Annotated in this window: 24 protein-coding genes; all 24 read left to right on the forward strand. The window is 29.8% G+C overall.

The annotated features are described in order from the left end of the window. The first annotated feature begins 3 nt into the window (after nt 1–3). The 24 genes from JNO63_RS01265 (at nt 4) to JNO63_RS01380 (ending at nt 20,745) form a co-directional block, all read left to right on the forward strand. Nucleotides 4–423, forward strand: a complete 420-nt coding sequence (locus JNO63_RS01265; protein ID WP_203126466.1) for a DUF1292 domain-containing protein — start codon at nt 4–6, stop codon at nt 421–423. Then, complete coding sequence (locus JNO63_RS01270; RefSeq protein WP_203126468.1) at nt 416–1,366, forward strand: TIGR01212 family radical SAM protein; 951 nt, start codon at nt 416–418, stop codon at nt 1,364–1,366. The genes JNO63_RS01265 and JNO63_RS01270 overlap by 8 nt, the downstream gene beginning before the upstream one ends. After that, nucleotides 1,363–1,782 carry a hypothetical protein gene (locus JNO63_RS01275; protein WP_203126471.1) on the forward strand — a complete coding sequence of 140 codons (420 nt, stop codon included), beginning with the start codon at nt 1,363–1,365 and terminating at the stop codon, nt 1,780–1,782. The genes JNO63_RS01270 and JNO63_RS01275 overlap by 4 nt, the downstream gene beginning before the upstream one ends. 42 nt (nt 1,783–1,824) lie before the next feature. Then, nucleotides 1,825–2,370: a DUF6648 family protein gene (locus JNO63_RS01280; protein ID WP_203126472.1), complete on the forward strand. Its 546-nt coding sequence runs from the start codon at nt 1,825–1,827 to the stop codon at nt 2,368–2,370. Between the two features lies 1 nt (nt 2,371). Continuing rightward, nucleotides 2,372–3,328, forward strand: a complete 957-nt coding sequence (locus tag JNO63_RS01285; protein ID WP_203126473.1) for an RluA family pseudouridine synthase — start codon at nt 2,372–2,374, stop codon at nt 3,326–3,328. Nucleotides 3,329–3,337: 9 nt separating this feature from the next. Continuing rightward, nucleotides 3,338–4,240: an ROK family protein gene (locus JNO63_RS01290; RefSeq protein ID WP_203126474.1), complete on the forward strand. Its 903-nt coding sequence runs from the start codon at nt 3,338–3,340 to the stop codon at nt 4,238–4,240. Continuing rightward, the gene (locus tag JNO63_RS01295; RefSeq protein ID WP_203126475.1) at nt 4,230–4,928 is read left to right on the forward strand and encodes a response regulator; all 699 of its coding nucleotides are present in this window, start codon (nt 4,230–4,232) and stop codon (nt 4,926–4,928) included. Before JNO63_RS01290 ends, JNO63_RS01295 begins: the two co-directional genes overlap by 11 nt. Further along, on the forward strand, nt 4,919–6,367 hold the full coding sequence (locus JNO63_RS01300) for a sensor histidine kinase (RefSeq protein WP_203126476.1): 1,449 nt from the start codon (nt 4,919–4,921) through the stop codon (nt 6,365–6,367). Before JNO63_RS01295 ends, JNO63_RS01300 begins: the two co-directional genes overlap by 10 nt. After that, nucleotides 6,351–7,832 (forward strand): hypothetical protein, encoded by a 1,482-nt coding sequence (locus JNO63_RS01305; RefSeq protein ID WP_203126477.1) that lies wholly within the window; start codon nt 6,351–6,353, stop codon nt 7,830–7,832. The genes JNO63_RS01300 and JNO63_RS01305 overlap by 17 nt, the downstream gene beginning before the upstream one ends. A 49-nt stretch (nt 7,833–7,881) precedes the next feature. Beyond that, on the forward strand, nt 7,882–8,460 hold the full coding sequence (gene rdgB / locus JNO63_RS01310; protein WP_203126478.1) for an RdgB/HAM1 family non-canonical purine NTP pyrophosphatase: 579 nt from the start codon (nt 7,882–7,884) through the stop codon (nt 8,458–8,460). A gap of 1 nt (nt 8,461) precedes the next feature. Next, nucleotides 8,462–8,947: a YfcE family phosphodiesterase gene (locus tag JNO63_RS01315; RefSeq protein ID WP_203126479.1), complete on the forward strand. Its 486-nt coding sequence runs from the start codon at nt 8,462–8,464 to the stop codon at nt 8,945–8,947. Continuing rightward, a complete protein-coding gene (locus JNO63_RS01320) occupies nt 8,944–9,498 on the forward strand; it encodes a hypothetical protein (protein ID WP_203126480.1) in 555 nt (184 codons plus the stop codon). The genes JNO63_RS01315 and JNO63_RS01320 overlap by 4 nt, the downstream gene beginning before the upstream one ends. A 14-nt stretch (nt 9,499–9,512) precedes the next feature. Further along, nucleotides 9,513–10,250: an HAD family hydrolase gene (locus JNO63_RS01325; protein ID WP_203126482.1), complete on the forward strand. Its 738-nt coding sequence runs from the start codon at nt 9,513–9,515 to the stop codon at nt 10,248–10,250. 183 nt (nt 10,251–10,433) lie between these two features. Further along, the gene (locus tag JNO63_RS01330) at nt 10,434–11,147 is read left to right on the forward strand and encodes a hypothetical protein (RefSeq protein ID WP_203126483.1); all 714 of its coding nucleotides are present in this window, start codon (nt 10,434–10,436) and stop codon (nt 11,145–11,147) included. A gap of 32 nt (nt 11,148–11,179) precedes the next feature. Next, complete coding sequence (gene ruvC / locus JNO63_RS01335) at nt 11,180–11,674, forward strand: crossover junction endodeoxyribonuclease RuvC (RefSeq protein ID WP_203126485.1); 495 nt, start codon at nt 11,180–11,182, stop codon at nt 11,672–11,674. Beyond that, nucleotides 11,674–12,261 carry a Holliday junction branch migration protein RuvA gene (gene ruvA / locus JNO63_RS01340; RefSeq protein ID WP_203126486.1) on the forward strand — a complete coding sequence of 196 codons (588 nt, stop codon included), beginning with the start codon at nt 11,674–11,676 and terminating at the stop codon, nt 12,259–12,261. The genes ruvC and ruvA overlap by 1 nt, the downstream gene beginning before the upstream one ends. 9 nt (nt 12,262–12,270) lie before the next feature. Further along, the gene (gene ruvB / locus JNO63_RS01345) at nt 12,271–13,278 is read left to right on the forward strand and encodes a Holliday junction branch migration DNA helicase RuvB (RefSeq protein WP_203126487.1); all 1,008 of its coding nucleotides are present in this window, start codon (nt 12,271–12,273) and stop codon (nt 13,276–13,278) included. Further along, nucleotides 13,279–14,301, forward strand: a complete 1,023-nt coding sequence (gene queA, locus JNO63_RS01350) for a tRNA preQ1(34) S-adenosylmethionine ribosyltransferase-isomerase QueA (protein ID WP_203126488.1) — start codon at nt 13,279–13,281, stop codon at nt 14,299–14,301. It begins immediately after the preceding gene. A gap of 9 nt (nt 14,302–14,310) precedes the next feature. Beyond that, a complete protein-coding gene (gene tgt / locus JNO63_RS01355) occupies nt 14,311–15,429 on the forward strand; it encodes a tRNA guanosine(34) transglycosylase Tgt (RefSeq protein WP_203126489.1) in 1,119 nt (372 codons plus the stop codon). Continuing rightward, nucleotides 15,430–15,690 (forward strand): preprotein translocase subunit YajC, encoded by a 261-nt coding sequence (locus JNO63_RS01360; RefSeq protein WP_203126490.1) that lies wholly within the window; start codon nt 15,430–15,432, stop codon nt 15,688–15,690. It begins immediately after the preceding gene. A 75-nt stretch (nt 15,691–15,765) separates the two neighbouring features. Next, nucleotides 15,766–17,496: a single-stranded-DNA-specific exonuclease RecJ gene (gene recJ / locus JNO63_RS01365; RefSeq protein ID WP_203126491.1), complete on the forward strand. Its 1,731-nt coding sequence runs from the start codon at nt 15,766–15,768 to the stop codon at nt 17,494–17,496. A 7-nt stretch (nt 17,497–17,503) separates the two neighbouring features. Then, a complete protein-coding gene (locus tag JNO63_RS01370) occupies nt 17,504–19,693 on the forward strand; it encodes a RelA/SpoT family protein (protein ID WP_203126492.1) in 2,190 nt (729 codons plus the stop codon). Next, a complete protein-coding gene (dtd, locus tag JNO63_RS01375) occupies nt 19,693–20,142 on the forward strand; it encodes a D-aminoacyl-tRNA deacylase (RefSeq protein WP_203126494.1) in 450 nt (149 codons plus the stop codon). Before JNO63_RS01370 ends, dtd begins: the two co-directional genes overlap by 1 nt. After that, nucleotides 20,143–20,745, forward strand: a complete 603-nt coding sequence (locus JNO63_RS01380; RefSeq protein ID WP_203126496.1) for an MBL fold metallo-hydrolase — start codon at nt 20,143–20,145, stop codon at nt 20,743–20,745.

Here is a 20,745-nt window from a genome sequence, read left to right on the forward strand (position 1 = left end):
AATATGACAGAAAAGATTGAACTTCATGGACATGAATTAGAATTTCTAAAAAATAACGGAAAAGCTGTTATAGAAATCGACCTAGGAGATAGAACCGATGAGTGCTATCTGATAGATATATTTACAGTTGATGAGACTGACTATGTTGCTCTAATCTCTAGCGAAACAAATGAAATCTATATTTTCTATTATGAAGATTCATTTGAAAATGATGAAATAGATTTAAAAGTAGTAGAAGATGAGGAAGAACTAGAAGAAGTCTTTCATTTATTTACACACTATTGGGATGATGATGCTTTAGATAATCTTGTTGAAGATTATAATTCTGACATTGAAAACTTTGATGGATTTGAAGAAGATGATTTTGAATATGAAGTTGAAGAAGATGATGTAATCGAGGATTCTGATTCATTAGATGAATAATCCATACTATTCTATTAGTGAATATTATAAAGATACCTATGGTGAAAAAGTATATAAGTTGCCTATCAAACTTTCATTAACTTGTCCAAATAGGGATGGAGCAGCTTGTTATGGTGGTTGCATATTTTGTGGTGAAAGTGGTGGAAGTTTTGAAAATCTCCCATCATATATGACTGTAGATGAGCAACTAGAAGAAAATAAGGAATACATCGGAAATAGGTACAAAGCAAATAAGTTTATTGCATATTTTCAAAATTTCACTAATACCTATATGTCTTTAGAAGAGTTTAAACAAGTAATTAAGGCTTGTGATAAGGATTACATTGTTGCAGTTTCTATTTCTACTAGATCTGATTCTGTTACAGAAGATAAATTGATTTTTTTAGACAAGTGGTCAAAGGAAACTGGAAAAGACATTATATTTGAACTTGGCTTACAAACTGCTAATTATAAAACTTTGGAGATATTAAATAGGGGTGAAGACTTAGCTGATTTTATATTCGCTTGTAATTTATTAAATAAATACAATTTTAGAATATGTACACACGTAATATTATCTCTACCGTGGGATGATTCTAAAGATGTGAGACAAACAGCACGAATTCTAAATGCTCTTAATATAAGTGAGGTTAAAATTCATTCCTTATTTGTAACTAAAAATACAAAACTTTATAATATGTTTATTAATAATGAATTTGAAATGCCAAGTAAAGATCAATATGAAGAAAATGTAATCGATTTTTTAAGATTACTTAAACCTAACATTGCTATTCAAAGACTTGTAGGTAGAGCTCCAGAAGAAGACACAGCCTTTTGTAACTGGGATACTTCTTGGTGGCTTATAAGAGATGAAATAATTGAAAAGATGAATAATAAAGGATATATCCAAGGAGATAAATCCGAAAGAATAATTTTTGACAAAATTAAGGGGGACAAATCATGATTTATTATGTACTAGGACAATCAGGAACAGGAAAAACTCAATACTTAGTTGAAGAAGCTAATAAGGAAAAAGAAAAAGATCTTAATAACATCGTATTTATTAATACAGATGATGATAAGACAAGAATATTAGATCATAAAGTTAGAGTTATTAATGCGAAATCATATGGTGTATGCTGTCCATGCTCACTAAAAGCATTCATAGCTGGAATTCTTGCTCGTGATTATGATATCGGAAAAGTATATGTGGATGGTATTTATGATATCCTAGATTTAGATAGTGAAGATTTAGAAAAACTTACAAACGATTTAAATGAACTATCTGAGTATGCAAAAGCTGATATCTATCTAGGTTTAGACTGGTCAAAAGATGATATCCCTGAATCAACTAAAGCTAATATTATTGAAGTCAAATAATAATTTAATACTTGGCCGTCTCTTTGAGACGGTTTTTTAATTATGATGAATGAAAAGGAAAAACTAAAACTATTTGAAACTTTCAGAAAGGAATCAATAGATTTATTGGAAGAATCAAAAGTAAATAAAGAAACTTTCTTAACTAATAATCTTACTTTTTTAGATAAACTAAACCTAAAACCATTTACAACAATAAATACTGTAAATGAGGCTTTATACAATTATCATTATTATAATCTATCAGCCAAAAAATCAAACTTAGAGGCTCAAAAAGTAATCCACAATGCTAAAAAAAAGAAAATTTATGTAAAATGTATTAATCAAAGAGAAAATTTTTACCATTTAAAAGATATGGCAACTCTAAGATTACTTGAGATATTAGAATATAAGAACATTGATAGTTATTACATAATATTAAAGTCAAATAGGTTAAAGGGTGAGATTTTTGAAATTCATATAAAAAATATGGATAAAGCAATTTTACACTCTAAAAGTAAACTTATATTAGAAAACTTAAAAACTCATGGAGTTTTTATAGAAGAAGAAAGACAATCACTAATTGATTCTTATGTAAATAAAACTTATTAATATGATAGAAATTACTATTTCAAAAAATGATGCTAATCAAAGATTTGATAGATTCTTAAGAAAATACTTTGAAAATGCCCCTTTATCGGTAATACAAAAGAATATAAGAAAAAAGAATTTTAAGATAAATGACAGCAGAGCAAAGGCTGATACTTTTGTATACGAAAATGATAGAATTAAAATGTATATTTCTGATGAAAATTATGAAAAATGGATTACTAAAACAGATTTTAAGCCAACTGATTTTAATTTGGATGTAGTTTTTGAAGATCAAAATATTATTTTAATGGATAAGGATAGTGGAATCTTAACTCATTCAACGAATAAAAATGATTATGGAAATAATTTAGTTGATTTTATGCTATCCTATCTTCATAAAACTCATCAAGTAGATAAGAGTAATAAGACTTTTAATCCAGCAGTAGTAAACAGGCTAGATAGAAATACTGCAGGTTTAGTAATTGGAGCAAAAAATGCAGAATCTTTAAGATCTTTAAATAAAGCCATAAGAGAAAATAAAATTGAAAAATACTATCTAACAATTGTTAAAGGTGAAATAACTAAAGATTTTACTGTTCATACAAATATTACCAAAAATGAAAACAAAAACAAGATTAAAAATTCTAGAGATGGGTCAAATATAATTACTCATTTTAAGCCAATAGAGAGCAATGGTAAATACACTCTATTAGAATGCCAACTAATTACGGGAAAAACCCATCAAATAAGATTTTCATTAGCTCATAACAATACGCCTATTGTTGGTGACAGAAAATATGGAGATAAGAATACAAATAAGATTTTAAATGAAAGATTTAATATTAATAATCAAATTCTTTTAGCTTATAAAGTAGTTTTTGGTAAAATTAAAAATTTAGAATATTTAAATAATAAATCTTTTGAGTCTCATAAGACAAGTGATATACTAAATCTAAAAGAAAAAATATTTAGTTTATAGGTGGAAATAATGGAAAAAGTAATAGGAATAGATCTGGGTGGAACTAAGATTAATGCATGTTTGATAAATGAAGCTGGAGAAATTCTGCAAAGAAGTACTGTCGTTACAGAAGCTAGTAAGGGTAAAGAAGCAGTTTTATCTAATATTAAAAAAGCAGTTGAAAAATTAGACTATGAAGATGCTTTATCTATAGGAATTGGTACACCGGGTTTCATTGATTCTGAAAATGGAATAGTAACTTTTGCAGGTAATATAGAAGGATGGACAGGTTTAAACTTAAAGAAAGCAGTAGAAGAATTTGTAGATATGCCTGTTTTTGTTGAAAATGATGCTAATATCGCTCTACTTGCAGAAAAATGGATTGGTTCTGCAAAAGATTATAAAGACATCGTAATGATAACACTAGGTACTGGTGTAGGTGGAGCTGTCTATAATGAAAAAGCTGGTCTTTTATCTGGATCTCATTTTCAAGGTGCAGAGCTTGGTCATATAATTTTGCATCCTGATGGGGACTATTGTACATGTGGTCAACATGGTTGTGTCGAGGCTTATTGTGCGGGTACTGCAATAAGTAAGAATTATGAGAAAATAACTGGTAAAGTTTTATCAGGCGAGGAAATTTTAAATAAAATATCGGTTGATTTAGCAGCTAAAAAAGTACTCCAAGGTTATCAAAGCAATCTAGCTTATTTTTTATCAAGCTTGAGAAATATTTTTGATCCAGAAGTTATTGTTATAGGTGGGGGTGTTATACATTCCAAGGAAATATGGTGGGATGGTATGTTAGCAAAGTTTGAAGAAGTTTGCAATAACACAAAAAATATAAATGTAGTTCCTGCTAATTTTTTAAATGATGCTGGTGTTATAGGCGCAGGAAAAATTGCTTTTGAAAGGATGAAAAATGGAAAATAATAAGGTTTTAATCCTAGATGATGAAGATTCGATAAGACAATTTATGAAAATAAACCTAGAATATCAAGGTTATCAGACAGTTGAAGCTGCAAATGGCGAAGAAGCTATAAAAATTTTTGAAGAAGAAAATCCAGCCGTAGCAATTTTAGATGTAATGTTACCAGGGATAAGTGGATATGAAGTTTGTCAAGCTATTAGAGAAAAATCACCTAGGACTGGAATTATAATGGTATCTGCAAAATCCCAGGATATCGATAAGATATTGGGTCTTGAAAGAGGTGCTGATGATTATATAATAAAACCATTTAACCCACAAGAATTAATTTTAAGGGTTAGATCATTGATGAGAAGAGTAAATCTAAGCACGGGTGAAACAGACAATAAAAATACAAATACCCTTTCTGATGGGCCATTTACTCTAGACCTGTATTCGAAATCATTTTATAAAGACCAGACAGAGATAGATGTGACACCTACTGAGTTTGCAATACTTAAAAACTTTATTCAAAATAAAGGGAAAGCTATGACTCGAGATGAGATAATGGAGCAAACTTGGGGCGAAAATTATAGTAATGATACAAAAATTGTGGATGTTAATATAAGAAGGATTAGATCTAAGATTGAACAAGATCCAGCAAAACCTCAATTTATTGAGACAGTGTGGGGTACTGGTTATAGATGGAAGTAGAAACAAGAAATAACAGCATATTAAAATCTAATAATTCTTACAGACAGACTATTATTCGCATAATTATGCTTTTTGTAATCACTGTGATAATAGGTTTTGAAATTTTTGCTTACAATAGTATTAGAAATTATTATGAATCAGCCTTAATTGGATCAATGCTAAATCAAGCGAGAATAAACCAGCTCCAATTTAATAATTATATGAATAGATATGATTTATCCGATATTATTATTGGAGATAAAAATGCTTTTTATAGGAATAATGAAAGTCAAGTGCAAATACTAGATAATTCTGGTCTTGTTCTTTTTGACTCACAAGCAAGTGATCTAGTTGGTAGTGAACTATTAAGTCAAGATGTAAATAATGCGAAGGAAGGTAAGCAAGGAACATTAAAAAGTATTGACATTCAAACAAACGAAGAAGTTATGTCACTATCATATCCTCTAAACTCCAATGAAACACAATCAGGTATTTTAAGACTGACTTCATCCATGTCTAAAGTAAATCAGAGAATTAAAAATGATATGATTTTTTACATAATATTTGGTATCTCAGTAATTATAATTACTTTCTTTGTAGCACTTTTAGCTTCCAAACGTGTTATTGCTCCTATTTTAGATTTAATAGGAGTTTCCGAGAAACTCGCTGCAGGTGACTTTAAACAAAAAGCAAAAGTTGAGGGCAATGATGAGTTATCGGAGTTAGCCTCTACTTTAAACTTTATGAGTGATAGTATTGTGAAAAGGGAAGATATGAAAAATGAATTTATCTCCTCGGTCTCACATGAACTTAGAACACCTTTAACTTCTATAAAAGGTTGGGCAATAACTTTACAGTCAAAAGATATTCAGCAAGATCATGATATGCTTAATCAAGGACTTTCAATTATAGAAAGTGAAGGCGATAGACTATCTATGATGGTGGAAGATTTATTGGACTTTTCTAGACTGCAATCAAGTAATTTTAAATACAATAAAGATAGGCTAGATATTGTTGAGCTTGTAAGTCAAGTTCACACTCAACTTACACCTAGAGCACAGAATGAAAATATAGAATTTACTTTGACAAGTATTTATAAATCTATTACAGTGTTTGCTGATAAAAATCGTATGAAAGAGGTATTTATAAATATAATTGATAATGCACTTAAGTTTACAAATGAAGGCGGAAAAATAGATATATTAATTGACCAAAAGGATGATAATGTTTCTGTTTCAATAAAAGATAATGGTGAAGGGATAAAAGAAGATGAGATAGCTTTTGTATCTAGCAAATTTTATAAAGGAAGTTCATCAAAATCTCAAACAGGTTTAGGTCTTTCTATTTGTGAAGAGATAATTAAAGCTCATGATGGTAAGCTTACCATAAAAAGTAAGTATGGCAAAGGTACATCAGTGATAGTAGAAATTCCGAGGTTAGAAAATGACAAAGAAATTTAAATTTTTACTAGGACTAATTTTTGCAATCATTCTCACATCTTGCACTAATTCAAATCCCGAAGAATTAAGTGATTTAATACAATCACCAGAAATAGCGAATCCGGTATTAGAAGGTACTTGGCAAGTGAGTAAAATTGAGGGCATAAAAACCAAAGACCCAATATCTGATATAAAGATAGGAGATAAGCTTTATATAAATAAAAATTTAGTAGCAATTAATGATGAGTATGCTTTTCCACCTACTTTTACTTCGAAATATGTAAATTTATATGATTATTTAGCAAATAGAGGATATGATTTTGAAAAAATAGGTAAGGATGAGTCGGCAACGGTAGTTAATGCTTCGCAGGGCCAATTTTTTGCTCGAGATTTTATTCAAAGAAGTGAAGATGAAATATTCTTTATTTCTAATGATAACATAATATATTTATCCAGACTTTCAAAAACTGTTGAAGCTGATGTAGTTGATAAATATACCAATCTTGCTACTAAGGAACGTATAGAATCAAAAAGTAAACAAAATGCCAGTGAGGATACGAGTTTGCTTTTAGGTGTGAGAGAGCGAACTGATTTATCTGATGGTAAGCAAGATTACGATTATTACACATATTATGTAAATATAAATCCTGAAGGGGAAGTAAAGTACAAAAAAGCTTATGATATTTTCTTGCGTGGACAAAATGAATACTGGAAGGTTAGATCACAAAAAAGTAGTGTGACAGAACTATTCGATAAGATTGAAGCATTTCCAGTTAGATTAGAAAATGAAATGGATAAACAAGATAATATTAATCGATATAGTTTTAAAGACTTTGACATGGATATAAGACTTAATTATGCAGATATGAATTATATATCTTTTTCATATACAACACCCTTATTTGATAATACTATAACACAATATGGAGTGTTAGGAACAAATGAGCTAGAAGATAACAAATTGATAACTATTGAAGAATTTACTGGTGAAGAAGATGCATTCGAACAATTTGAAAATATGGTAATTAATGAAGCTACTAGTAAAGACTCAAAAATTGATCCAAATGATTTGATAATAGAAAATACGAATTTTGGCTTGGTTAGGGATAATGGGGCTTGGTCAATACAAACTTCTATATACACAAAAGAAAGCCAGAAAACCGCTTCAAGCCAGATACCAGTAAGAAACTATATTGAAGAAAATGTATCATCAGATTTATTTGTAAGCCGTGATCAGGTTAGAAATATTAATCCACAAGAAAAAGATTATAAGTTAATACCCAATTCAAATTATCTTATAATACAAACTGCAGATGAAATATTGTTTCATAAGATAAATGATGGAAAGATAGATAAAAATCCATTTTTCTCAATCCCAACACCAAATCCAACGACATTTATTTCATTTGATCAACAAATAGGAACTAATACTAAAAGCTTAGAACAAGCTTATGAAAACTCAAATACAGTTATAGGTGGCAATTAATTTATTGAAAGTGTTTTTGTAAAATGATATCATATCTCTAGGAGAAAATATGGAAATAGTATTTGCAAGCGGGAATAAAGATAAAATTAATCAAGTAAAACTCATCCTAAATAATGTAGATTTGAAGACACCAATAGATTTTGAAATAGAAAACTATGAAGTCGAGGAGGATGGGATGACTTTAAAAGAGAATGCATATAAAAAAGCAAAAGCACTTTTTGATCTGGTAAATAAACCAACTATAGCAGATGATACTGGCTTATATGTAAATGCACTTGATGGCAGACCTGGAGTTCACTCTCACAGATATGCTGGAGAAAATCCAACTTATAAAGAAAATAGAAACAAGCTTTTAAATGAACTTAAAGGAAAAGATGATCGTAGTGCTTATTTTGAAACTTGTCTATGTTTTATAGATCAAAATGGTAGTGACCATTATTTTTATGGAAAACTTCCTGGAACTATAACTTCTTATGAGACTGGTGATTATGATTTTGGATATGATCAAATATTTATGCCAGAAAATTTTGATATAACTTTAGGCGAGATGACTAAAGAAAAAATAAATATGATTTCCCATAGATCAAAAGCATTTTCTGAATTTAAAAAATACTTAAGAAAGAAATAATATGAAAATATTAGTTACAAGTGATACCCATGGAATTTATTCTGCTATTAGCGATTACATCCTAATTCATAAAGATATAGATCTACTGGTACATGCAGGTGATGGGGTTGAGGATGTTAAAAACATTGCTTATGAAACAGATATAAATTATGAAGTTGTTACAGGCAACAATGATTATTCTTCAAATGAATCTTTTGAAAAAATTATAGAAGTAGAAAATATAAAAATTTTTTTAACTCATGGAAATCAATATGGTGTTTATTATGGAGAAGATCAAGTATTAGATAAAGCAAAAGAGCTAAATTGTAATATTGCAATCCATGGTCATACACATAAATGTTTAAATATTACAAAAGATGACATAACTATATTAAATCCAGGATCAGTTAGCATGCCAAGAGATAATAATCCGGGATTTTTCATCCTAGATATTGATGCTGGTGTGTTTGAAATTACAAGAGTAAGTACTAACAAGGAGATAAAATGACAGGATTAATTAATCTTATCGCTCAGTATTCATCAAAACTAAATATTTTACCAATAGTTGTAGTGATGAATATTATTATTACAATCCTTATCCACTTTCTGACAAAAAGAAAATTTCCAAAATTTTTGCCGTCAATAATTTTGGGTATAGGATCATTAGGTCTATTAATCTACTCATTAAAGATTTTTACATCACCGAGAGGTTTGGATTTATCTTGGATAGCAGTTTTTTTTGGAACAAGCGCATTAGTAGGTTTGTTTACATGTTTTATAATCGACTTAATTTATTCTATTAGACAAACTAGTACAAGTATGGAAAAGTCAGATGTTTATGTTGCTCAAAAACCAAGAAAGATTAGATTAAAAAAAGCTAATAAAAATGCTGATACTAAAAGAGTAGCTAAAAAAAGTAGTAAAAAATCAACTAGTAATGATACTAAAAGTAAATTTCACACTAGTAAAATAAAGCCTAATCCAGATGGAAAAGTAAAAGCAAATAGGAAAAACAAAGTTAAAGAAAAAGATATGATCGTATTTGAATCAGAGGATTAGCTCAAGGAGTATTTATGAATAAGGCAGCATTTTTTGATATAGATGGAACACTTTTTAGAAATAGTTTACTTATCGAACACTTTTTGCTTTTAACAGCTGATGGTATTATAGATGAGAAATCATGGACAGAAGAAATTGGACCGCTTTTTGATAAATATCAAAATAGACTTGGTGCATACGAAGATTATCTAGACAAAGCTTCATTAGTGTACCAGCAAACTTTGGCTGGAATAGATAAAGAAATTATTAATAAATACTCTGATATAGTTATAGAAAAAAATAAAAATAAAGTATATAGGATAACAAAAAGAGCAGTTAAATTCCATAAAGAAAATGGATATAAAATATTTTTTATATCTGGCTCTCCAATGTTTCTAGTAGAGCACTTTGGAGAAATATATGGAGCTGATGAAAGCATATCTACTCAATACGAATTTGATGAAAACAATACTTTTACAGGAAAAGTAACCCCAATGTGGGATAACAGAAGTAAATTAGGGGCTGTAATGGAGCTTTCAAAGAAGTATAATTTAGATTTAGATGCTTCTTATGCTTATGGAGATACAAATGGAGACTTGACCATGTTTCAAATGGTAGGTAATCCACATGCTATAAATCCATCATTTGAACTCATCAATAAACTTTATACAGATAGTGAACTGCGCGAGAAAACTGTTATAGATATAGAAAGAAAAGATGTGAATTATAGCTTTAAACTAAGTGATATGCAAGCAAGTTTTAAAAAGTTTTAAAAATTTTGATGAATAAAATTTTATTTTAAAAATCTTATAGGCTAAATTGTAAGTCTAATATACATTAATAAAATTTTACTGTATATTTTTACTAATAATTTAGCTTTTTTTATTCTCTGAATAAATATATCTAAATAATTTTATTATCAAATATGTTAGAATAGTTACACGAGGTATTAAGGAATGAAGGCAGAAGTAAATGAACAATATCCTATAATTGAAAAACTTGAATACAATTTTTTAATAAATGAAGATATATACTCATTTAACACACTTATGTCTTTATTATATGATAAAAACTTTGTAAAATTTTCCAAAAACGATTACTATGTAAAAGATTATGTTATGAAAAATCTTAAAAAATATTTTTGGAATCTAAGCGATATTGACCAAATCATTTCAACTTTAGAAAATTTAATCAGCGATGATCTTAATCGTTATGAGTTTTGGATCTGTGTCAAAGCTCAGTATAGGGCTTTTAAAGATAAAAAAATGATTGATGATTTAGAATGTGATTTGATAAATGATTTGGGAGTAAGTTTTTTGATGGATAATGTATATCCAACGCTAAATAAAACAGATCCAAAAATTTTAGATCTGGGAGATAAATATAAAGTAAATATTTATAATGATAAAAATTTGGTATCAAAGTTAAAAGAAAATATGGGTATTTATTGCGATTTGAAAGTAAAATCTAAGATATACTCTCTTGATCATACTACCCACAAACAACTAAGATTTGATACCAGCAGTATTTATACTGAAGATATAACTTTAAACCAAACGAAGAAAATTTATGAAAAATCCCAGTCTTATTTATACAAATCAATTGTAGATATTTATGCGGAATATTATTATAGAGGACTGTTAAGAGAAGTATTAGAAAGATATCAATAGAGCTTATTTAAGCTCTTTTTATTTTAAAAATTATGAGAATATTAGGAATAGATCCAGGAATAGCAATTATGGGATATGGTGTTGTTGATTTTGACGGAAGTAAGGTTAAAGTAATAGAAAATGGTGTCATTACAACATCTAGTAAGACTAAGACACCAGAACGATTACAGATTTTGTATGATAATTTGGATGAAATTATAAAAGAATTTAAGCCAGATGAATACGCAATAGAGGAATTATTTTTTAATCAAAATGTAAAAACAGCAATTACAGTTGGTCATGCTAGAGGCATACAAGTTTTATGTGCTCAACAAAATAAACTACCTATTTACGAATACACACCACTTCAAATCAAGCAAGCTATAACTGGTTATGGTAGGGCTAGCAAAAGTCAAATGCAAAAAACTGTAACTACACTTTTGAATTTAAAGGAAATACCAAAGCCTGATGATGCAGCAGATGCACTTTCTGTTGCACTTTGTCATGCTTTAAGTCAAAGATTTAAAGAAAACTTTAGGATGAATTAATGATTTCATATATTATTGGAGATGTGAGGGCTATAAACGAAGAGGATTTTGTAATTGAGAATAATAATATAGGTTATCTAATCAAAACTTCCTTATCCACCCTTACATTAATAGAATTAAATAACGAATATAAAATTTATACTTCGCTACAAGTTAGAGAAGATGATATGAGCCTATATGGATTTTATTCCAAAGAAGAATTAGAGATGTTTTTACTACTTACATCTGTTTCTTCCATAGGTCCCAAAAATGCCATTGGTATTTTATCATCAATCGGGGTTGAAGATATAAAACTTGCCATTGCAAACAATGATATTGATGCCTTAACAAAAGCAAAAGGAGTTGGTAAAAAAACTGCAAGTAGAATTATTTTAGAACTTATGGATAAGGTTAAACTTATGCCACTAGCTAAAAAATCTGATAAATCTGTTCAACTTCCAGCAAATGAAGATCTAGATGTAGCTAAAGAAGCTCTATTAAATCTAGGATATGCGCAAAATGATATTTCTAATGTATTATTAGAATTAAAAGATATGAATCTATCGCTTGAAGAATTGATAAAAGAAAGCTTAAAAAGACTTATTTAGGGGCAATTTATGTATGATGAAAATGAAAGAATAGTTGGATCAAATGAATTAAAAGAAGATTTAACTAATGAAAATTCAATAAGACCTAAGTGGCTAAATGACTACATAGGTCAAGATAAGGTTAAAGAAAAATTAGATATTTTTATAAAATCATCCTTATCAAGAAAAGAACCCTTAGATCATGTTTTGCTCCAAGGTCCACCAGGACTAGGTAAAACTACACTTTCATCAATTATAGCAAATGAACTTGGTGTAAATTTAAGAGTAACAAGTGGTCCTGCTATAGAGCGTCCATCAGATTTAGCTAGCATACTTACAAATTTGCAACATGGAGATGTTTTATTTATAGATGAAATCCATAGGATAAATCGTTCAGTTGAGGAGATTTTATACTCTGCTATGGAAGATTTTGTTTTGGATATCATAGTCGGAAAAGGACCAAATGCCCAGTCCATACGAATTGATTTGGAAAAGTTTACTTTAGTTGGTGCAACTACTAGAGCAGGTCAATTATCAGCTCCACTTCGCGATCGATTTGGAGTTTTGCTTTCTTTAAGTTTATATAATGCAGATGACTTAACAACTATAATTAAGCGTTCAGCCAGCATACTTGATATTGAAATAGATGATGAGGGTGCTTATGAAATTGCAAAAAGATCTAGGGGTACACCAAGGATTGCAAATAGATTACTAAAAAGAGTTCGTGATTATGCCATTGTTAGGAAAGAAAGTAAAATAGACTGGCAAACTAGCAAAGAAGGATTAAATTTACTAGAAATTGATGATAAGGGTCTTGATACTATGGATAAGAAAATTGTTATGACCATGTATCAAAACTTTGATGGAGGCCCTGTTGGAATAGATACCATAGCAGCATCAACAGGGATTGAAAATGTTACTATAGAAGATGTTTATGAACCGTATTTGTTGCAAATAGGTTTTTTATCAAGAACACCAAGAGGACGTGTTCTTACCAAAAATGCCTATGACCACTATGGATTAATATATGAGGATTAGATGAAAACAGACAATTTTGATTACTACTTACCAGAAGAATTAATAGCTCAACACCCAGCTGAAAAAAGAGACCATGCAAGACTTTTAGTACTTGATAAAAAAACTGGAGAAAAAGAAGACAAATATTTTTATGATATTATAGATTATCTTAATCCTGGGGATGTTTTGGTAATGAATGATACCAGAGTTATACCAGCTAGACTTTTCGGTCATAGAGAAGATAAAGAAGAATCAATAGAAGTATTTTTACTTCATAATATCGAAGGAAAAACTTGGGAATGCTTGGTTCGTCCTGGTAAAAAAATGAAAATAGGTACAAAAATTATTTTTTCTGAAGAATTATCAGCTGAAGTTAAAGACATAAAAGAAGATGGGAATAGGGTAATTGAGTTTTTCTATGAAGGAATTTTTAATGAAATACTAGATAGACTAGGAAATATGCCTTTACCCCCTTATATCAAAGAAGAGCTAGATGAGCCAGAAGAATACCAAACCGTATACTCAAAAAATCCTGGATCTGTTGCTGCTCCAACTGCAGGATTACATTTTACTAAAGAGCTACTTAATCAAATAGAGCAAAAAGGAATAAAATTAGCATACCTAACTTTAAATGTAGGACTAGGTACTTTTAGACCAGTAAGTGTTGAGGATGTAAATGACCATAAGATGCATAGTGAGTTTTATACTATTAGCCAAGAAACAGCTGATATTATAAATCAAGCCCATGCAAATGGAAAAAGAGTAATTGCTACTGGTACAACTACTATCAGAACTTTAGAAACAGTTTTTAAAAATAAGGGTGAATTGACAGCTGATTCTGGCTGGACTGATATATTTATTTATCCGGGATTTGAATATAAGGTCGTAGACGCACTTATAACTAATTTCCATTTGCCAAAGTCAACTTTAGTTATGCTTGTTGCAGCACTTACATCAAAAGATATGATTCTAGATACTTATAGATATGCTGTAGAAGAAAAATATAGGTTTTTTAGTTTTGGCGATGCTATGTTTATTCATTAAGGAGATATTTTGGGACTAACATTTGAAGTTATAAAAAAAGATAAAAACTCAAACGCAAGAGTGGGTGTAATCCATACAGCCCATGGAGATATACCTACTCCTATTTTTATGCCAGTAGGCACTCTTGGAACTGTAAAAACAATGACAGTCGAAGAATTAAAAGAAATAGATGCTAAAATAATACTAGGCAACACCTATCATTTATATCTAAAACCAGGTATGGATATTATGAAAAAATCTGGTGGACTACATAAATTTATGAATTGGGATAGGCCAATACTTACCGACAGTGGTGGATTCCAAGTATTTTCCTTAGCTGAAAATAGAAAGATTAATGAAAATGGAGTAGAATTTAGATCTCACATTGATGGATCAAAACATCTATTTACTCCTGAAAAAGCAATTTCAATTCAAAATGATATTCACTCTGACATCATGATGAGCTTTGATGAGTGCGTAGAAGCGCCTGCTGACTACGATTATGTAAAACAATCCATGGAACGTACTATACGTTGGGCAAAAAGAGGGCTTGATTATCATAAAGAGCACTCGCACCCAGACCAATCTTTATTTGGTATTGTCCAAGGTGGTCTATATAAGGACTTAAGAGAAAAATCTGCTCTAGAAACCACGGCTATGGATTTTGATGGTTTTTCTATTGGGGGCCTATCTGTTGGAGAGACAAAAGAAGAAATGATTGATATATTAAACTTTACTACTCCACTACTTCCATATGACAAACCTAGATATAATATGGGAGTTGGTACACCAGATTATTTATTTGAGTCATTTGAAGCAGGAATAGATATGGCAGACTGCGTACTACCAACAAGAATTGCTAGAAATGGAACTGCGCTTACATCTAAGGGGAGATTAGTAGTAAGAAATGCTTCGTATAAAGAAGATTTCTCGCCACTTGACCACGAATGTGATTGTTATACATGTAAAAATTATTCTAGGGCCTACATTAGACATTTAATAAATGCAAATGAAATTTTAGGAGCAAGGTTATTAACCTACCATAACTTATATTTCCTATTAAAAATGTGTGAAAATATTAGACAATCAATTATGGAAGATAGGTTCTTAGAATATAAAGAAGAATTTTATCAAAAATATGGCTATTAAATGAAACTTGAATATATCATACTAATTATCCTATTATTTGGATTTTATGAGACATCTATAAAAGATGATATTAAGCGAAAGAAAAATAGAGAATATGTGAATGAAAATTTAGATATTGGTTCAAAAATTACTACTTTTTCAGGGGTTATTGGTGAAGTAACAGAAATTGAAGGAGAAGTGGTGACAATTTTATCAGGATCATTTGATAGTATTAGTAAAATTAAAATAAAAAAATCTGAAATTGAAAATATCATTTCATAAGAGGCAGTAACTGCCTCTTTTATTTTATAAAAAGTTAAAAAATGGTATAATTTTTCTATTAGGGATGGTGAATCTATGAGCAATTGGTTTATATATAACAAAAAAGAAAATTATATAAATAACTTAAAACATAATAATATTTCAAAACTAGAAGCATTGATTTTAGCAAATCGAGATATTGTTGAAGATCAAAGCGTAGAAATGTTTTTAAATCCTAGTCTTGATAAATTACATGACCCATTTTTGCTAAAAGATATGGACAAAGCAGTGGGTTTGATAATTGAAACTATGAAATCAGGTGGGGAGATAAGAGTTTTTGGTGACTATGACCAAGATGGCATAGCATCAGTTATGACCTTACTTGATGGTTTACTTTTCTATTATGATAATATTAGCTATGATATCCCACAAAGAGTAAAAGAAGGATACGGAATTTCATCTGGAATGGTTGAGAAGGCGGTTGATGATAAAGTTAGCTTAATTATAACATGTGATAACGGCATCACTGGTTTTGATCAAGTAAAAGAGTTGAAAAAAGCTGATCTAAATGTGATTATTACTGATCACCATGAGATAGAAACTTCAAATGATGGCGAATGGGCTAGTCAATTATTGCCAGAGGCAGATGCTGTGATTAATCCTAAAAGAATAGATCAAGACTATCCATTCAAGGATTTATGTGGAGCTGCAGTTTGTTTTAAATTGATGGCAGCCTTATTCCAAAAATTAGATGGAGATTATGAATATCTATATGGACTTTTAGAATATGTAGCTATGGGTACTGTTTGTGATATAGTATCTCTTACTGATGAAAACAGAATTTTTGTTATAGAAGGACTTAAAAGATTAAACTACACAGAAAAGCTTGGTATAAAAGCAGTTCTTGAAGAAAGTTCTTGGATGAAAGAAATCGATGTTTATACTCTGGGTTTTATTTTAGGACCTACAATGAATGCTACAGGTAGACTTTCATCAGCAAAGATGGCTATAGAACTTCTGATGGAAGAGGATATAGATAGGATTTATGAGCTTGCTAAGGAATTAGTTGAATTAAATAACGAACGTAAAAATCTTACTCAAGATGGGCTTGATAAATGTCTAGAAATCATAGAAGAGAATAAATATTTTGAAGATGATGTAATAGTAGTTTATGAACCATCTATAAATGAGTCCATATGCGGAATTGTAGCAGGGCGTATAAAAGAAAAATACTACAGGCCTACAATTATACTGACGGATTCAAATACAGAAAGTATTGCTAAGGGATCTGGACGCTCTATTGAATCTTATAATATTTACCAAGAAGTTTTAAAATATAAAGAAAATCTTGAATCATTTGGTGGACATCCTATGGCTTGTGGACTTTCTATAAAGCTAGACATTATTGATGATTTAAGGAAATTTTTAAATGACAATTCATCTCTTACAGATTCACAAAAACAAAAAATTATAAACATAGATAAGGCAATTGATATCTCAAAGTTGTCTTTAGAATTTGCAGAAAGTCTAGAAAAACTTTCGCCATTTGGAAAAGATTTTGAAAAACCAATTTTTGCTGATAAGAATGTAGATATATCACAAATTACAATGATTGGAAAAGATAAAAAAACTTTAAAAATGTCACTTTTTAAAAATGGTGTTTATGTAAATGCCATCAAATTTAATGCAGTAGATGATTATAACTATTTACGCGATAAATTTAATGGTCAAATAGAAGGAAAAAAAATTGATGTAGTCTATTACCCAGATATAAATGAGTTTAGAGGCAATAGAAATCTTCAGTTAAAACTTATTGATATTAGATGAGGTAAACATGACAACAGATTTTGAATTAGAATTTGAAAAACTCAAGGAAATCATCCTTGAAAATAATCCAAACGCAGACTTGGATTTAATAAAAAAAGCATACTACTTTGGTGAGATCAACCATAGGGGCCAAAAAAGGAACTCTGGTGAAGATTATTTCATCCATCCAATAGCTGTTGCAAAGACTCTTTCAAATATGAAACTTGATGATCAAACTATTTGTGCAGGTCTTATGCACGATGTTTTAGAGGATACATCAATTACTTATGATCAGATGGAAGAAGAATTTGGTCATGAAATAACTTTTTTAGTTGATGGAGTAACAAAGCTTAAAAATTTAAATTATAGTTCTAGAGAAGAAAAACAAGCAGAAAATATCAGAAAAATGGTCATGGCTATGTCCAATGATGTTAGGGTTGTTTTAATAAAGCTTGCAGATAGACTTCATAATATGCGCACTTTGGAATATAAGACTCGCGAAAAGCAAATACAAACTGCAACAGAAACTATAGAAATTTATGTTCCCTTAGCACATAGACTTGGAATATACTCTGTAAAATGGGAACTTGAGGATTTATGTTTTAGATACCAAGATCCTGAAAGATATTATGAATTAGCCGAAATGGTTTCTCAAAAGCGACGTGAAAGAGAAGCCTACATAAATGAAATAATTGAGACATTAACTTCAGAGCTTGAAGGTAGTAATATTGATTTTGAAATAAGCGGTCGTCCTAAATCATTATATTCAATTTATAAGAAAATGACTAGAAATGATATAGTTTTTGAAGAGATTTATGATTTAACTGCTGTAAGAGTCTTGGTAGATACCATAGCAGAATGCTATGAAGTCTTAGGAAAAGTTCATTCTTTATGGAGACCAATTCCTAATAGGATAAAAGATTATATTGGTCAACCCAAACCAAATGGTTATCGATCTTTACACACCACAGTTTTTGGGGAAGATTCAAGACCATTCGAAGTACAAATCCGTACTCGCCAAATGCACAAAGAATGTGAATATGGTGTAGCAGCCCATTGGAGATATAAAGAAAATAATACCAAGGGATCTGATTTTGATGATGCTATGGAATTTTTGCGCCGCATAATGGAATGGCAAAATGAAAGTGGGGCAGACTCAGATAGCAAAGAGTTTATGGAAACTTTGAAAACAGATTTTTTCTCAAGGGAAATTTATGTTTATTCTCCAGCTGGGGAAATATATTCTCTTCCATTAGGCTCTTGTGCAATAGATTTTGCTTATAAGGTTCATACGGAAGTTGGAAATAAATGCATAGGCGCAAAAGTAAATGGATCTATCGTACCTATTACTCAAAAACTTAAAACTGGTGATGTTATTGAAATTCTTACTAGCAAAAATTCAGCAGGACCAAGTAAGGATTGGCTAAATATTGTAAAAAGTAACCAAGCCAAAACTAAAATAAAACAGTTCTTTAAGAAAAATGGTAAAGAAGAAAATATCGAAATCGGAAAAACTCAAATAATCCGTGATATAAAAAAACACAGAGAAGGATATAAATCTCTGCTAAAAGATGAATGGGTAGATGAAATTGCAAATGAATTAGGATTTCCTACTCAAGATGAAATGTATGCAGCCGTTGGTTATGGTAGAATTACTAGTGAACAGATAATTCAAAAGCTTATAAAAAGGGAAAATGAGCTAGAAGAAAAACAAAAATCAATTAGTAAACCAGTTGAAATTCAAAAAGAAAATAAAAAGCCAATATCATCTAAAGGTGAAGTTCGCGTGAGTGATTTTGATGATGATATTGAGGTAAAATTTGCAAAATGCTGTACTCCAGTTCCTGGAGATCCTATAATAGGATTTATTACAAAAGGAAATGGAATTTCAGTTCATACAAAAACTTGCCCAAATATCATTAATAGTCACGCACCAGAAAGGCTAATAGATGTTTATTGGCAAAATACTGCGACTGATAAGTTCCCAGTAAAGATTCAAATAGTAGTTGCAAATTCTCCATCAGTTATTTATGACATTACAAAAATGATTTCAACTGTAAATGTTAATATATCTGGTATGAATGCAAGGCTTAATGAAAGTGAAGAAGGAATAATTGATTTAACTGTTGAAGTTAATAGCTTAGACCAGTTAGATGATGTAAAGGCGAAATTAAAATCGTTAGATACAGTTTATAGTGTATATAGGGTTAATAATTAATGAGAGCAGTAATACAACAAGTAAAAAATGCAAATGTAGTAGTAGAAAGTCAAGAAATATCAAAGATAGAAAAAGGATTTTTAGTACTTCTAGGTATAAAAGATACCGATACAATGGATGATCTTGCCTATGTTAAGAAAAAAATCGAAAAACTTAGAATCTTTGAAGATGAAGAAGGTAAAATGAATTTGTCCTTAAAAGATGTAGGAGGAAAGATACTTTTAGTATCCCAATTTACACTTTTTGGAGATGTAAGAAAAGGTAATAGACCTTCATTTATAGAAGCAGCAAGACCTGAAAAAGCTAATGAATTTTATGAAATAATGAAAGATGAGCTTATAAAAGATGGTTTTGATGTAAAAACTGGAAAGTTTCAAACCCATATGCAAGTGGGGTTAGTAAATGATGGTCCAACGACTATTTTGATCGACAGCGAAAGGATTTTGTAGGTGGAGATTAAAAGATTTACCCTAGGACCTGTAATGACAAATCTTTATGTAGTCAGTGAAAAAGGTCGTGGTTTTATTGTAGATGCAGTAGAAAAAAGTAATTTGGTAACTGATTATATAAATGATAATAACATACAAATTGACTTTATTTTGCAAACACATACTCATTTTGATCATGTTTTAGGACTTGAATATTATAAGAAATTATATGATGTAAAAGTTTTTGCTTCTAGTGAATCAAAAGGTATTGCAAACGATAAAAACTATAATCTTGCCTATAACTATGATAATCTGTATGTACCAATTGATGAGTATTTAGAAGATGATGAAATAATTACTGATTTTGAAATAAAGGCTGTAAAAACACCTGGTCATAGTTTAGATTCTATAAGTTACTTAATAGGAGATATAATATTTTCAGGAGATACTTTATTTAATATGAGTATAGGAAGAACGGATTTTCCTGGTGGAGATTTTGAAACTTTAATGAACTCAATAAATGAAAAATATAGGGTATTAAAACCTAGTACGATAGTTTATCCAGGACACGGTGAGAAAACAAGTTTAGATTATGAATTTAATAATAATCCATTTTTAATATAA

Source organism: Anaerococcus sp. mt242, assembly GCF_016798225.1.
Taxonomy (GTDB): domain Bacteria; phylum Bacillota; class Clostridia; order Tissierellales; family Peptoniphilaceae; genus Anaerococcus.

What these genes read in the sequence shown, in the direction of transcription:
- JNO63_RS01265 (WP_203126466.1), top strand. Translation starts at nt 4, where the DNA reads ATGACAGAAAAGATTGAACTTCATGGACATGAATTAGAATTTCTAAAA.
- JNO63_RS01280 (WP_203126472.1), top strand. Translation starts at nt 1,825, where the DNA reads ATGATGAATGAAAAGGAAAAACTAAAACTATTTGAAACTTTCAGAAAG.
- recJ (WP_203126491.1), top strand. Translation starts at nt 15,766, where the DNA reads ATGAGCAATTGGTTTATATATAACAAAAAAGAAAATTATATAAATAAC.
- ruvB (WP_203126487.1), top strand. Translation starts at nt 12,271, where the DNA reads ATGTATGATGAAAATGAAAGAATAGTTGGATCAAATGAATTAAAAGAA.
- JNO63_RS01275 (WP_203126471.1), top strand. Translation starts at nt 1,363, where the DNA reads ATGATTTATTATGTACTAGGACAATCAGGAACAGGAAAAACTCAATAC.
- JNO63_RS01330 (WP_203126483.1), top strand. Translation starts at nt 10,434, where the DNA reads ATGAAGGCAGAAGTAAATGAACAATATCCTATAATTGAAAAACTTGAA.
- JNO63_RS01300 (WP_203126476.1), top strand. Translation starts at nt 4,919, where the DNA reads ATGGAAGTAGAAACAAGAAATAACAGCATATTAAAATCTAATAATTCT.
- ruvA (WP_203126486.1), top strand. Translation starts at nt 11,674, where the DNA reads ATGATTTCATATATTATTGGAGATGTGAGGGCTATAAACGAAGAGGAT.
- JNO63_RS01360 (WP_203126490.1), top strand. Translation starts at nt 15,430, where the DNA reads ATGAAACTTGAATATATCATACTAATTATCCTATTATTTGGATTTTAT.
- JNO63_RS01305 (WP_203126477.1), top strand. Translation starts at nt 6,351, where the DNA reads ATGACAAAGAAATTTAAATTTTTACTAGGACTAATTTTTGCAATCATT.
- queA (WP_203126488.1), top strand. Translation starts at nt 13,279, where the DNA reads ATGAAAACAGACAATTTTGATTACTACTTACCAGAAGAATTAATAGCT.
- JNO63_RS01270 (WP_203126468.1), top strand. Translation starts at nt 416, where the DNA reads ATGAATAATCCATACTATTCTATTAGTGAATATTATAAAGATACCTAT.
- JNO63_RS01370 (WP_203126492.1), top strand. Translation starts at nt 17,504, where the DNA reads ATGACAACAGATTTTGAATTAGAATTTGAAAAACTCAAGGAAATCATC.
- JNO63_RS01315 (WP_203126479.1), top strand. Translation starts at nt 8,462, where the DNA reads ATGAAAATATTAGTTACAAGTGATACCCATGGAATTTATTCTGCTATT.
- JNO63_RS01325 (WP_203126482.1), top strand. Translation starts at nt 9,513, where the DNA reads ATGAATAAGGCAGCATTTTTTGATATAGATGGAACACTTTTTAGAAAT.
- ruvC (WP_203126485.1), top strand. Translation starts at nt 11,180, where the DNA reads ATGAGAATATTAGGAATAGATCCAGGAATAGCAATTATGGGATATGGT.
- JNO63_RS01320 (WP_203126480.1), top strand. Translation starts at nt 8,944, where the DNA reads ATGACAGGATTAATTAATCTTATCGCTCAGTATTCATCAAAACTAAAT.
- rdgB (WP_203126478.1), top strand. Translation starts at nt 7,882, where the DNA reads ATGGAAATAGTATTTGCAAGCGGGAATAAAGATAAAATTAATCAAGTA.
- JNO63_RS01295 (WP_203126475.1), top strand. Translation starts at nt 4,230, where the DNA reads ATGGAAAATAATAAGGTTTTAATCCTAGATGATGAAGATTCGATAAGA.
- JNO63_RS01290 (WP_203126474.1), top strand. Translation starts at nt 3,338, where the DNA reads ATGGAAAAAGTAATAGGAATAGATCTGGGTGGAACTAAGATTAATGCA.
- JNO63_RS01285 (WP_203126473.1), top strand. Translation starts at nt 2,372, where the DNA reads ATGATAGAAATTACTATTTCAAAAAATGATGCTAATCAAAGATTTGAT.
- dtd (WP_203126494.1), top strand. Translation starts at nt 19,693, where the DNA reads ATGAGAGCAGTAATACAACAAGTAAAAAATGCAAATGTAGTAGTAGAA.